The sequence below is a fragment of the Citrobacter sp. RHBSTW-00986 genome, from assembly GCF_013783065.1.
In the GTDB taxonomy this organism is placed as follows: Bacteria; Pseudomonadota; Gammaproteobacteria; order Enterobacterales; family Enterobacteriaceae; genus Citrobacter; species Citrobacter braakii.
Window position 1 is genome coordinate 84,572 of the sequence record NZ_CP056201.1, and the last position, 13,652, is coordinate 98,223.

A 13,652-nucleotide genomic window follows, 5' to 3' on the forward strand; every position below is an offset into this window, starting at 1 on the left:
TTTATGTTACTGGCAGGCGCTATTTTTGTCCTGACCATCGTTTTGGTTATCTGGCAACCGAAGGGATTAGGGATCGGCTGGAGTGCGACGCTGGGCGCGGTACTGGCGCTGATCTCTGGCGTAGTCCATTTTGGTGATATCCCTGTAGTGTGGAATATTGTCTGGAATGCGACGGCGACCTTTATTGCCGTGATTATTATCAGCCTTCTGCTCGATGAATCGGGCTTTTTCGAATGGGCGGCGCTGCACGTTTCACGTTGGGGTAACGGTCGCGGGCGTTTGCTGTTTACCTATATCGTTTTGCTCGGCGCAGCGGTGGCGGCACTGTTTGCCAACGATGGTGCGGCATTGATTCTGACGCCAATTGTTATCGCCATGCTGCTTGCATTAGGTTTCAGCAAAGGCACTACGCTGGCATTTGTCATGGCCGCCGGGTTTATTGCCGATACGGCCAGTCTGCCGCTTATCGTGTCCAACCTGGTTAACATCGTTTCTGCAGACTTCTTTGGGCTGGGTTTCACTGAGTATGCGTCGGTAATGGTGCCGGTGGATATCGCAGCCATTATCGCCACGCTGGTGATGCTGCATCTGTTCTTCCGCAAAGATATTCCGCCAACTTACGACCTGGCTCTCCTGAAAGCACCGGCAAAAGCGATTAAAGATCTGGCAACCTTCAGAACCGGCTGGATAGTGTTGATCCTTCTTCTGGTTGGCTTTTTCGTCCTTGAGCCGTTGGGTATCCCGGTCAGTGCGATTGCTGCTGTAGGGGCTGTCATTCTGTTTGCGGTGGCGAAGCGAGGCCATGCCATTAACACTGGCAAAGTGCTTCGCGGTGCGCCATGGCAGATCGTCATATTCTCTCTGGGAATGTATCTGGTGGTCTATGGTCTGCGTAATGCCGGACTAACAGAATACCTCTCCGGTGTGTTGAACGTGCTGGCAGATAAAGGACTTTGGGCCGCGACGTTTGGTACTGGCTTCCTGACGGCTTTCCTCTCTTCCATCATGAACAATATGCCTACCGTGCTGGTTGGTGCTCTCTCTATTGATGGCAGCACTGCAACAGGCGTTATCAAAGAGGCGATGATTTTTGCCAACGTGATTGGCTGCGATCTTGGACCGAAAATTACACCTATTGGTAGCCTGGCAACGTTGCTCTGGCTGCATGTCCTTTCACAGAAGAACATGACCATCACATGGGGATACTATTTCCGCACCGGGATCGTCATGACTCTGCCTGTGCTGTTTGTAACGCTGGCCGCGCTGGCGCTACGTCTCTCTTTCACTTTGTAATGAGATACTGATATGAGCAACATCACCATTTATCACAACCCAGCCTGCGGCACGTCGCGTAATACGCTGGAGATGATCCGCAACAGCGGTATCGAGCCGACCGTTATTCTTTACCTTGAGACTCCACCTTCACGCGATGAGCTGCTCAAACTCATTGCGGATATGGGCATTTCCGTCCGGGCTTTGCTGCGTAAGAACGTCGAGCCGTATGAGGAACTGGGTCTTGCAGAAGATAAATTTACTGACGACCAGCTCATCGACTTTATGCTACAGCATCCGATTCTGATCAACCGTCCGATCGTAGTGACGCCACTGGGAACTAAACTTTGCCGTCCTTCAGAGGTTGTTCTCGATATCCTTCCAGATGCCCAGAAAGCGGCTTTCACCAAGGAAGACGGTGAAAAAGTCGTTGATGATTCAGGTAAAAGACTGAAATAAAGACGAAGGGGGCATTTGCCCCCTTCATTATTACTTCGCCATTTCTTCCAGCAGGTCAATACCAACCGGCTCTTCGCTCTGTAGCGCTGTTAATGCAATACGCTTTGCATACTGCTCTTCCACATCAGAGATGAGAGGCAGCTCGCGGTTCGCCCTGATCTTCAGGAAAGGCGAAGACGGTTGAGCAGCTGCCAGGCTGTTATTAACGACCCATGCCCACGGCTCGATGCCAGCTCGGCGTAGATCCTGCTGCAGGTTAGCGGCTTCCAGTACAGGTGTCGTTTCGGCAAGCGTCACGATAATCACCTTCGTCTTCTCCGGGTCTGCTGCTTTTTCGCTATCACCTGTCTTCGATGTCAGAAAGCGAGAGAATTCGGCTTCATGCTGTCGCCAGAACACACTCATGCAATTGTTGAATGCCTTTACATCACTCATGTTCGTCCTCAAATTTTGCTCAGATTAACCCGGCTCTCATCTTCCAGAATTTTATAAACAGTGGAACGGGCAATACTGAGCCGGCGGGCAATATCTGTTGCACCAGTTCCCTGCTGATGAAGTGCCAGTACACTATTTCTGTCGATGATGCGCTTTCGGCCAAACCGGATACCTTTCAGCCTGGCCTCCTGCCGTCCTTCGTTCGTACGCTCCAGAATCCTCCTGCGTTCGGCCTGGGCTACAGCTGAAAGAATGGTCACAACCATTTTCCCCATTTCACCGTCGGTGCTGATCCCGTCGTCTATGAATCGGACCGCGACTCCCTGAGCGTCGAATTCTTTTATCAGTTGGATCATATCGGCAGTGTCGCGGCCAAGCCGGTCGAGTTTCTTCACCAGGATGACGTCACCTTCCTCCACCTTCATTCGCAGCAGATCCAGTCCTTTCCTGTCGGTAGAACTGCCGGATGCTTTGTCGGTAAATATGCGACTGGCTTTCACCCCCGCCTCTTTAAGCCCCTTGATCTGAATATCGAGGGACTGCTGGCTTGTTGATACCCGTGCGTAACCAAAAAGTCGCATAAAAATGTATCCTAAATCAAATATCGGACAGTGGGTGTCTGTTATAACAAAAAATCGATTTAATAGACACCTAGACAACACCATTTTAGTGTGTCCGAGAATTTATAATATTTCGGACGGTTGCGAAATTGTTAATTCATGACCATCAGGCAGGGAGGCCGGTATGCCCGTCGATTTTCTGACCACTGAGCAGGAACTGAATTATGGTCGCTATGTTGCAGAACCCAATGACGTGCAGCTGGCGCGCTATTTTCATCTTGATGAGCGGGATCTTGCCTTCATTAACCAGCGGCGGGGAAGGCATAACCGGCTGGGAATTGCGCTTCAGCTCACCACCGCCCGTTTTCTGGGCACCTTTCTGACAGACTTAACCCGGGTTCTGCCAGGTGTTCAGCAATTTGTCGCGGTGCAGCTTAATATTCGCCGTCCAGAAGTCCTTACCCGCTACGCAGAACGGGTTACCACCCTCAGAGAGCATACTGCGCTGATTAAGGAATATTACGGTTACCATGAATTTGGCGATTTCCCCTGGTCTTTCCGCCTGAAGCGCCTGCTGTACACCCGCGCATGGCTCAGTAATGAGCGACCCGGCCTTATGTTTGATTTTGCCACCGCGTGGCTGCTTCAGAATAAGGTCCTGCTGCCCGGAGCAACCACACTTGTACGTCTCGTCAGTGAAATACGCGAACGGGCAAATCAGCGGCTGTGGAAGAAACTGGCCGCGTTGCCGGACAGCTGGCAGACCGCCCGCGTGACGGAGCTTCTGGACATTCCTGAGGGGCAGCGTACTTCACCGCTGGAGCAACTGAAAAAGGGACCGGTCACCGTCAGCGGCCCGGCATTTACCGAAGCGCTGGAGCGGTATATCCGGCTGCGAAACCTGGAATTTTCCCGACTGAATTTTACCGGTCTGCCTGCTATACAACTGCGTAATTTGGCCCGTTACGCAGGCATGGCGTCGGTAAAATATATCGCGCGAATGCCACAGCAGAGAAAACTGGCCGTACTCACAGCATTCGTTAAAGCGCAGGAGACTGCGGCGCTGGATGAGGCCGTTGATGTGCTCGATATGCTGATACTGGATATCACTCGTGCGGCGAAGAAAACGGGGCAGAAAAAACGGCTCAGGACGCTTAAAGATCTTGATCGTGCTGCGCTAATATTGGCGCGGGCATGTTCATTGTTGCTGGATGAACAGGCTGACGATGCTGAACTGAGGGAGACCATATTCAACAGCATACCGAAAAGCAGGCTGGCAGAATCCGTCTGCAAGGTAAATGAGCTGGCCCGGCCTCAGAACAACAATTTCCATGACGAAATGGTGGAGCAGTACGGGCGGGTAAAGCGCTTTCTTCCGGCGGTATTGCGCGACCTGCATTTCCAGGCAGCGCCAGCCGGAGAACATACGTTGTCCGCCATTCATTATCTGACCGAACTGAACTGCTCGAAAAAGCGCATCCTGGACAATGCGCCTGAACATATTATTACCGGCCCCTGGAAACGCCTGGTATACGATGCGGAGGGCCGGATACAGCGTGCCGGTTACTCGCTTTGTCTGCTGGAGCGCCTTCAGGATGCACTACGTCGAAGGGACATCTGGCTCGAAAACAGCGATCGCTAGGGAAATCCCCGCGAGAAGCTGTTGCAGGGGGAAGAATGGCAGGCTCAGCGGGTCCCCGTTTGCCGGGCGCTGGGACATCCCACTGATGGACATAAAGGCGTGCAACAGTTGGCGGTCCAGCTAGATGAAACCTGGAAAACCGTCGCATCCCGCTTTGAAGGAAATGCGGAGGTTCATATTTGCCATGACGGTAAACATCCTTCCCTGACTATCAGCAGCCTGGAGAAACTGGAGGAGCCAACATCGTTGCATCGTCTCAACAGTCGGGTAAGGCTGCTACTCCCGCCAGTAGATTTGACGGAACTGTTGCTTGAAATAGATGCCAGAACGGGATTTACACGTGAGTTTACGCATGTCAGTGAATCCGGGGCCCGGGCACAGGATCTGCACATCAGCCTGTGCGCGGTCCTGATGGCAGAGGCCTGCAATATCGGGCTGGAACCGCTGATAAAGCACAATATACCGGCGCTGACGCGCCACCGGCTTAGCTGGGTAAAACAGAATTACCTCCGGGCAGAAACGCTGGTCAGCGCCAATGCCCGCCTGGTTGATTTTCAGTCCACACTGGAGCTTGCTGGCCGCTGGGGTGGTGGCGAAGTGGCTTCAGCTGATGGCATGCGCTTTGTCACGCCGGTGAAAACCGTCAATTCAGGACCTAACAGAAAATATTTTGGTTCCGGACGTGGCATCACCTGGTACAACTTCGTCTCTGATCAGTACTCTGGATTCCACGGCATCGTTGTCCCCGGCACATTACGAGATTCCATTTTTGTGCTGGAAGGCCTTCTGGAGCAGCAGACAGGGCTGAATCCGGTTGAGATCATGACAGACACAGCCGGTACCAGCGACATTATTTTTGGCCTCTTCTGGCTGCTGGGATACCAGTTTTCCCCCCGGCTTGCCGATGCCGGTGAAGCGGTATTCTGGCGAGTGGATAAATCGGCAAATTACGGTGCACTGGACGAACTGGCACGTGGTTGTGCCGATCTGTCGAAAGCCGAGGATCAGTGGGATGAGATGATGCGAACCGCCGGTTCGCTGAAACTGGGCACCATTCATGCTTCAGAACTCATTCGCTCTTTGCTGAAAAGCTCGCGCCCATCAGGGCTGGCACAGGCGATCATGGAAGTGGGGCGCGTCAACAAGACGCTGTACCTTCTTAATTATATTGATGATGAGGATTATCGTCGGCGGATCCTGACGCAGCTAAACCGGGGGGAAGGCCGCCATGCTGTGGCGAGGGCGATCTGCTACGGGCAGCGCGGTGAGATCAGAAAGCGCTATCGTGAAGGTCAGGAAGATCAGCTGGGGGCACTGGGCCTGGTCACTAACGCAGTGGTACTGTGGAACACACTTTATATGCAGGAAGCCCTGAGCTGGATACGCAGTAATGGAGAAGAAATCGGGGTTGAAGATATCGCCCGGTTGTCCCCACTGATGCACGGGCATATCAATATGCTGGGGCATTATACGTTTACGCTACCGGAGGATATTTTGAAGGGGGAACTGAGAGAACTAAATTTCAATTTAAACAATGAATTAACTTCTTAGCGTACGTTTTCGTTCCATTGGCTCTCAAACCCCAAAAAGTGGATAACCGAACAGCATCGGCGCGAGCGCCTCAAAAGTAGCTCCCCACGCTAAAGCGCGGGGCATTCAGAACGGAATCCCTCGATGGCTAACAGCTCGCCTGTTAGCCATCGAGGGATTGGACAAATCCGGCCACGCCGGATACGTCAGCAAATATCGCTGAAGAATTAGCTTACACGCTCGTAAGCGGCTCTTACGACCCGCTAACGCGGAGATACGCCCCAACTGCGGCTTCGGCCTTGTTGTGACCACTCCGACCGCGCACAAAAGCCTCTGAGCCGCTTTTAGCGGAATATGGCTTTGCAGGGTGAAGGGATGGATAGGCGATCCCTTTCGATCCCTCACTGGTATCGGCGGCTAACCCTCGGTGCTACCTGTCATTTCATCCTGCCGCCTTACATGCGCTAACGCGCATAAATCCCCGTTCCTCAGTGGAACGAAAACTCACGCTAACAGGGTAGTGACCGGGTAGCCACGATAACTGCCAACAAAATTAGCTTATAGGTTAATTCTACCTTGTCTGAAATTAGCCTATAGGTTAATATTAATAGAAATGGGAGGTCACATGTTTAGCGTTGTTTATCACCCGGAAGCCAGGGAAGAAGCCACAGCATTACCCGTAAAAATCAGGGTGAAGTTTGACCGTCTCATCGGCAAACTGGAGTATGACGCCCGATTACTGCGGGAGCCGGACACGAAGCCCCTGGGCGATGGACTTTTTGAGATCCGCACGATGGGGACGGACATAGCCAGGGGAATCTGGGTATACCACAAAGGCAATACCATCATCATGCTCCGTGTTTTCATCAAGAAGTCACAGAAAACGCCAGCGAAAGAAATCGATCTCGCCAAAAAGCGGTTAGCGGAGGTACTTAATGAAACTGGTAAGCCATAAAGAACTGCATAACGAGTGGATGCAGGACGATGAATATCGCGCTGCATGGCAGGAAGAAGAACGTAAGGAAAAGCTCAGGGAGCTGCTTGCTGAATGGCGCAAGCATGACAACCTGACAAAAGCGCAGGTTGCTGAACGCATGGGGGTTACACCTCCGGTTATTTCTCGCCTGGAAAACAACATCACCAAAGCCAGCATCGACACACTGACCCGCTACGCTCACGCCTGCGGCATCAAGAAACCTGTCATTGCCCTGTACTGAATAGCCAGCCCTCCGGGGCTGGCCTTTTTGTTTCGGTCAGTCCCAAAATTTTGTTAAAGCAAGTTTAAAATGTCACCTGTTTCTCCAAAGTTGAAATGTCACTTCTAAGCCAATCTATTTATACATAATCTTTACATCTTTCCCCGGTGACAAAGTGCTAATTGGTCTGTAATGTTCAATGTGTGGCAGGCAAGCCGCCGGTGACTTAGGGAAGGTGCGAACAAGTTCCTGATATGAGATCATCATATTCATCCGGAGCGCATCCCAGAGGGACATCATGAGCCATCAACTCACCTTCGCCGATAGTGAATTCAGCACTAAGCGCCGTCAGACCCGAAAAGAGATTTTCCTCTCCCGCATGGAGCAGATTCTGCCATGGCAAAACATGGTGGAAGTCATCGAGCCGTTTTATCCCAAGGCGGGCAATGGCCGACGGCCCTATCCGCTGGAGACCATGCTGCGTATTCACTGCATGCAGCATTGGTACAACCTGAGCGACGGTGCCATGGAAGATGCCCTGTACGAAATCGCCTCCATGCGCCTGTTTGCCCGATTATCCCTGGATAGCGCCCTGCCGGATCGCACCACCATCATGAATTTCCGCCACCTGCTCGAGCAGCATCAACTGGCCCGTCAATTGTTCAAGACCATCAATCGCTGGCTGGCCGAAGCAGGCGTCATGATGACCCAAGGCACTTTGGTGGATGCCACCATCATTGAGGCACCCAGCTCTACCAAGAACAAAGAGCAGCAACGCAATCCGGAGATGCATCAGACCAAGAAAGGCAATCAGTGGCACTTTGGCATGAAGGCCCACATTGGTGTCGATGCCAAGAGTGGCACTGTTGCAAATAGTCGGTGGTGATAAACTTATCATCCCCTTTTGCTGATGGAGCTGCACATGAACCCATTCAAAGGCCGGCATTTTCAGCGTGACATCATTCTGTGGGCCGTACGCTGGTACTGCAAATACGGCATCAGTTACCGTGAGCTGCAGGAGATGCTGGCTGAACGCGGAGTGAATGTCGATCACTCCACGATTTACCGCTGGGTTCAGCGTTATGCGCCTGAAATGGAAAAACGGCTGCGCTGGTACTGGCGTAACCCTTCCGATCTTTGCCCGTGGCACATGGATGAAACCTACGTGAAGGTCAATGGCCGCTGGGCGTATCTGTACCGGGCCGTCGACAGCCGGGGCCGCACTGTCGATTTTTATCTCTCCTCCCGTCGTAACAGCAAAGCTGCATACCGGTTTCTGGGTAAAATCCTCAACAACGTGAAGAAGTGGCAGATCCCGCGATTCATCAACACGGATAAAGCGCCCGCCTATGGTCGCGCGCTTGCTCTGCTCAAACGCGAAGGCCGGTGCCCGTCTGACGTTGAACACCGACAGATTAAGTACCGGAACAACGTGATTGAATGCGATCATGGCAAACTGAAACGGATAATCGGCGCCACGCTGGGATTTAAATCCATGAAGACGGTTTACGCCACCATCAAAGGTATTGAGGTGATGCGTGCACTACGCAAAGGCCAGGCCTCAGCATTTTATTATGGTGATCCCCTGGGCGAAATGCGCCTGGTAAGCAGAGTTTTTGAAATGTAAGGCCTTTGAATAAGACAAAAGGCTGCCTCATCGCTAACTTTGCAACAGTGCCTCTAAATTTAACACATCAAGCGCGACAGGCTTCCCGATGAAATACCCTTGCGCCTCGTCACAGTGATAATGTTTAAGCCTTTTCAACTGCTCCGCCGTTTCCACGCCTTCAGCGGTGACAGCCAGCGAATAGGCTTTGCCAAGGCCGATAATATTCTCAACGATGATTTTGGCGTTTTCCGATTCCTCCATGGCGAACACAAAAGATTTATCCAGCTTTATTCCGTCGAACGGGAAGCGTTTCAGATAGCTTAATGCCGAGTAGCCGGTTCCAAAGTCATCAATCAAAAAGCGTACGCCGATATCCTTCAGCTGCTTCATGGTTTCCAGCGTGATATCCGGATTGGAAATCGTCACGTTTTCGGTAATTTCTAACTCCAGCCGGGACGGTTTAAGCCCCGATTTTTGCAGCGCAGCCTTTACCCGTTTCGCCAGGCCACGGGTATTAAACTCCACCGCCGAAATATTGACCGAAATAACCAAATCGGGCGAGAGATGCACCATATCTTTACAGGCTTTCTCCAGCACCACATCACTCATGGCAACGATCAGGCCCGTCTCTTCCGCAAGCGGGATGAACTGATCCGGCATCAGTAAACCGAGACGCGGATGCTGCCAGCGAACCAGTGCTTCGACAGCAGCGATACGCGAGGTTTTAATGTCGTAACGGGGCTGATAAACCAGCTGAAACTGGTCTGTGCATAACGCTTCACGAAACTCTTTTTCCATTTCCCGGCGCTGAATTAAGTACTCGCCCATGTTGGGTTCGTAAAACACCCAGTTATTGCGACCGGTATTTTTCGCTTTATACAATGCGATATCGGATAACCGAATCAGATCGCTGGCGTTCATTGCATCCTGAGGCGCCAGTGCAATCCCCATACTCACGCTGATATACACTTCATTGCCGTTAACGATAAAAGGCCGGCTTATTTCACTGGCAATGCGCTGGCAGAGCGTCTCTATGTCTTTACGCACATAAATATCCGGCAGAATAAGGATAAACTCATCTCCGCCCTGCCGGGCAACCAGATCGATTTTACGGGTACAGGACCGCAACCGGCTGGCGACTTCATTGAGTAACGCATCGCCCGCATTGTGGCCGAATAAATCATTTACCGGTTTGAATTTATCCAGGTCGAGGCTGATCATGGCCAGGGGATGATCCGGATCGGGTAAAGAACGCAGCTCACCTTCCAGAAACTCTTTCATTCTGACCCGGTTTGGCAGGCCGGTTAATTCATCATGCCGCGATAAATACTCGGCACGCTCCTGCGCCTCCACTTCCAGAGTGACATCGGTCACCGTACCGCGAAAGCCCATAGAACCATCATCCATAATGGCGCGCTTCGCCACCACATTGCAGTAACGCTGATGGCCCTGAGCTGAGAAATAGCGGGCCTTTTTGAGCGTGTAATTACTGCTCGTCTGCGGATTCAGCAGCCAGTGATGAAAAAGGATTTTGTCGCTGTGGATGAAATCCAACATGTTCCGCCCAAGCCAGTCGTCAGAATGATGACCGGTAACGCCGGAAAAACGGTCGGATAACCACGTTAGCCGTGCCTCGCTGTCCGCTTCCCAAATCCAGTCGGTGGTGGCTTCAATGACGTCGCGAAAGCGTCGTTCACTTGCCGTAAGCGCTTGTCGGCTTTGCTCAAGCAGGAAAACATTTTCGTCATTAATTTGCGCTTTGATTAACGCACCACGCCGCATCAACCAGGTAAATGCAATGGTCGATAACATCAGAATGATGATTAACGGCAGCTCCCGGTTCATCAGCGCTGTGCCCGGATCGTCGCTTCGCCACTCAATCAGAATATCGCCATTATCAATGGGTAAAATAAGCTGAGCTTCCCGGTAGTCGGCTTTCAGGTGTGGCTCCATTCTGCCGAACGTATGCGCATTATGAATGCCGTATTTGTTGCCCATTTTCTCCAGTTTAACGGGCGTTAACACGTCGGCGAAAATCAGTACCGAGGCATCTTCCGCCACCGGCGTGATGCTTTCATCGTCTTCCGACGTGATCCGGGCCGCCGCCAGTAAGGTGAGTTGCCCGTTGGTAATCATAGGGCGTGAGACGGCTTTACCCTGGCTTTGTGAGAGGTCGTTAAAAAGTTCTTTGGTGATGTTCCGGTTGAGCCATTTCTCGAAAGGCTGGCTGACAAGATTTCCTTCAATGACGCTATAACGCGTCTCCCCGGCGGGAGACAAAACAAATACGCCTTCATACTGGTAATTCGTGTAAAGCGATTCACCAAGGTTCTGGCTGTCCCATGCCCATTTAACATTCACCTGCTTGTGCAAATTATTATACGCTTCGCCCCAGTCGGCATTATCCATTAAATTTGCGCGTATCTTTTCCTGCCGGTTAGTGAGGGCTTTTTGCAAAAGTAAACTGCTGCGCGCGTCTGCTTTATTATTAAGATTATCCGCGATATATAAAAGACTCACTATTGCCGCCAGAAAGAGACTGCTCAGCAACGCCGCGGTAATAATAAAATTTTTCTTTACTATGCCACTGGTTTCTCCTGAAAAACTACTTACTTTGTTGAAGCGCTGCCAGTTCATTTTCCCCATCTCTTAACGGGTGAGAGTCCATTGTCCTGAAATAGGCACAGCCCGCAGAGGCAGTATCGGCAGAAACGGATTTTTTCTCCAGAATTTTTTGAGCACTTTTTTTTGCTTTAGCTAGGGAAGGTGCGAATAAGGGCACTGTTGCAAAGTTAGCGATGAGGCAGCCTTTTGTCGGTGATGCTAGTGTATGATGGTGTTTTTGAGGTGCTCCAGTGGCTTCTGTTTCTATCAGCTGTCCCTCCTGTTCAGCTACTGACGGGGTGGTGCGTAACGGCAAAAGCACTGCCGGACATCAGCGCTATCTCTGCTCTCACTGCCGTAAAACATGGCAACTGCAGTTCACTTACACCGCTTCTCAACCCGGTACGCACCAGAAAATCATTGATATGGCCATGAATGGCGTTGGATGCCGGGCAACCGCCCGCATTATGGGCGTTGGCCTCAACACGATTTTCCGCCATTTAAAAAACTCAGGCCGCAGTCGGTAACCTCGCGCATACAGCCGGGCAGTGACGTCATCGTCTGCGCGGAAATGGACGAACAGTGGGGATACGTCGGGGCTAAATCGCGCCAGCGCTGGCTGTTTTACGCGTATGACAGGCTCCGGAAGACGGTTGTTGCGCACGTATTCGGTGAACGCACTATGGCGACGCTGGGGCGTCTTATGAGCCTGCTGTCACCCTTTGACGTGGTGATATGGATGACGGATGGCTGGCCGCTGTATGAATCCCGCCTGAAGGGAAAGCTGCACGTAATCAGCAAGCGATATACGCAGCGAATTGAGCGGCATAACCTGAATCTGAGGCAGCACCTGGCACGGCTGGGACGGAAGTCGCTGTCGTTCTCAAAATCGGTGGAGCTGCATGACAAAGTCATCGGGCATTATCTGAACATAAAACACTATCAATAAGTTGGAGTCATTACCGATAATAGTGTCTCGTTGTGTCTGGATAAGCGGATATAACGGCGTTCACCGGTATTTCTTTAATTAAAAAAATGATGTGTATGACTGATTTGTCTTGTGATAAATATCCTTAACAGACGGCGAGCTCGTCCGCCCATTTTGTTGCGGCCTGCATGGTTTCTATAACAGTGAACTCGCTGATATTGAGGGTATTACATATTTTCGCGGTTTCCTCCCAGTTAAGTTTCTCATAACATAACGACAGGGTCAGTATGTCAAAAAGTTCACCTTTATGTTCACAAAGCGCGGCAGTTACGTTTTGCGGGATTGAAATCTGTTTAATTAAATCGTCCATGGGGAGTTCAAGAATGACATCCAGCAATGAAAACAGACCGCATATAAATGCGTTATAGGATAATGAAACATTATTTATTTTTCCGGCAATTAATTCGCAGAATTTTCCGCGAACCATGCTCAGATGATAAAGTTCACTGATGCCGGAACGCCCCATATTTGAAAGGGCGGCCACCGCAACAAACCGCCGGAGTTCTTTGCCCCCCAGATACATCAGCATTTCTTTCAGGGTAAGATTGTCCGCCTGAATTATGCCATGTGAGTTAAACAGCATGTTTCTGACGTAGCGCATGATTTTATATGACAGCGTCAGATCGGTTTTAAGCAGACGTTCGACCGCGGCAAAGTCCGGGTTTTCCCTGTTCACCTCCATCATCAGCCTGGAGAGTGGCAGGGGGTTCTGGGAAAGGCATTTATTTCTGAGGATTTCCGGGCGACTGAAGAAAAATCCCTGGAAAAGCGCGAAACCCGCCCGGCTGTAAAGCTCAAACTCGTCCCTTGTTTCCACTTTTTCAGCAAGGAATTTTATGCCCTGCAGAAGCTGACTTTTTCTGTGGATATATTGCCGGATATCTTCATAGTCATTGTCTCTGACATCAAATTTGATGACAGAAATATACTGCATAAAGCGGTCCCATTCATCATCCATCGTGAAATCATCGAGCGCAAGCTGGTAACCCCTGTCGTGCATATCCTTTACGGCACAGAAAAGCGCATCATCCGGGACTGCATTTTCCAGAATTTCGATGACCACTTTTTCATTCGGCAGCGTATCGCCCAGTCCGTTAATGATCATCTGGTGCGGCACATTAATAAAAGAACTGTGATTGTTGGCTATACGGGGAACAGGGATGCATAAAAACTGGTCAGAAATCATTCTGGACGTGGCGTATTCTGGTGAAACATCGGGAAAGGCATTGTTCATTCCGTCCCTGAAAAGCAGCTCATAAGCGACGGTCTGCATTTTTGTGTCAAAAATAGGCTGGCGTGCGATAAATGAATACATATTCCCGGTCCCCAGGTCAGCGTTATAATTTTTAGAAATGTA

General features: G+C 51.0%; 9 protein-coding genes and 3 pseudogenes. 8 read left to right on the plus strand and 4 right to left on the minus strand.

Going from position 1 to position 13,652, the window contains the following annotated elements; all coding sequences use genetic code 11:
- Positions 1–3: 3 nt before the first annotated feature.
- Entirely contained in the window at positions 4–1,293 is a 1,290-nt protein-coding gene (gene arsB, locus HV345_RS24235; protein WP_000922630.1) for an arsenite efflux transporter membrane subunit ArsB, read from the plus strand.
- 12 nt (positions 1,294–1,305) lie between these two features.
- On the plus strand, positions 1,306–1,731 hold the full coding sequence (arsC, locus tag HV345_RS24240; RefSeq protein WP_000065758.1) for a glutaredoxin-dependent arsenate reductase: 426 nt from the start codon (positions 1,306–1,308) through the stop codon (positions 1,729–1,731).
- 30 nt (positions 1,732–1,761) lie between these two features.
- Here arsC and HV345_RS24245 read toward each other — a convergent pair.
- Positions 1,762–2,055, minus strand: a pseudogene (locus tag HV345_RS24245) (ArsA-related P-loop ATPase); the annotation flags it as partial.
- 119 nt (positions 2,056–2,174) lie between these two features.
- Positions 2,175–2,747, minus strand: coding sequence for a recombinase family protein (locus tag HV345_RS24250; RefSeq protein ID WP_001556711.1), 573 nt, complete (start codon positions 2,745–2,747; stop codon positions 2,175–2,177).
- 163 nt (positions 2,748–2,910) lie between these two features.
- Between HV345_RS24250 and HV345_RS24255 the strand changes: the two are divergent.
- The 5 genes and pseudogenes from HV345_RS24255 (at position 2,911) to HV345_RS24275 (ending at position 8,721) form a co-directional block, all read left to right on the plus strand.
- A pseudogene (locus tag HV345_RS24255) lies at positions 2,911–5,919 on the plus strand (Tn3 family transposase).
- 604 nt (positions 5,920–6,523) lie between these two features.
- Complete coding sequence (locus HV345_RS24260) at positions 6,524–6,853, plus strand: type II toxin-antitoxin system RelE/ParE family toxin (protein WP_000493286.1); 330 nt, start codon at positions 6,524–6,526, stop codon at positions 6,851–6,853.
- A complete protein-coding gene (locus tag HV345_RS24265; RefSeq protein ID WP_000780222.1) occupies positions 6,834–7,115 on the plus strand; it encodes a helix-turn-helix transcriptional regulator in 282 nt (93 codons plus the stop codon). The genes HV345_RS24260 and HV345_RS24265 overlap by 20 nt, the downstream gene beginning before the upstream one ends.
- 277 nt (positions 7,116–7,392) lie before the next feature.
- Positions 7,393–7,956, plus strand: a pseudogene (locus HV345_RS24270) (IS5-like element IS5B family transposase); the annotation flags it as partial.
- A 60-nt stretch (positions 7,957–8,016) separates the two neighbouring features.
- Positions 8,017–8,721 carry an IS6-like element IS26 family transposase gene (locus tag HV345_RS24275; protein WP_023312637.1) on the plus strand — a complete coding sequence of 235 codons (705 nt, stop codon included), beginning with the start codon at positions 8,017–8,019 and terminating at the stop codon, positions 8,719–8,721.
- Positions 8,722–8,754: 33 nt separating this feature from the next.
- Here HV345_RS24275 and HV345_RS24280 read toward each other — a convergent pair whose 3' ends face one another.
- Positions 8,755–11,340: an EAL domain-containing protein gene (locus HV345_RS24280; RefSeq protein ID WP_181636724.1), complete on the minus strand. Its 2,586-nt coding sequence runs from the start codon at positions 11,338–11,340 to the stop codon at positions 8,755–8,757.
- Positions 11,341–11,558: 218 nt separating this feature from the next.
- Here HV345_RS24280 and HV345_RS24285 point away from each other — a divergent pair.
- Positions 11,559–12,256, plus strand: a protein-coding gene (locus tag HV345_RS24285; protein ID WP_095033700.1) for an IS1-like element IS1B family transposase whose coding sequence is annotated in 2 segments (ribosomal slippage) — positions 11,559–11,808 and positions 11,808–12,256 — 699 coding nt in all. Because the reading frame shifts where the segments join, the coding sequence is not laid out codon by codon here.
- A gap of 124 nt (positions 12,257–12,380) precedes the next feature.
- Here the strand turns inward: HV345_RS24285 and HV345_RS24290 are convergent.
- The gene (locus tag HV345_RS24290) at positions 12,381–13,610 is read right to left on the minus strand and encodes an EAL and HDOD domain-containing protein (RefSeq protein ID WP_016241607.1); all 1,230 of its coding nucleotides are present in this window, start codon (positions 13,608–13,610) and stop codon (positions 12,381–12,383) included.
- Positions 13,611–13,652 lie beyond the last annotated feature (42 nt).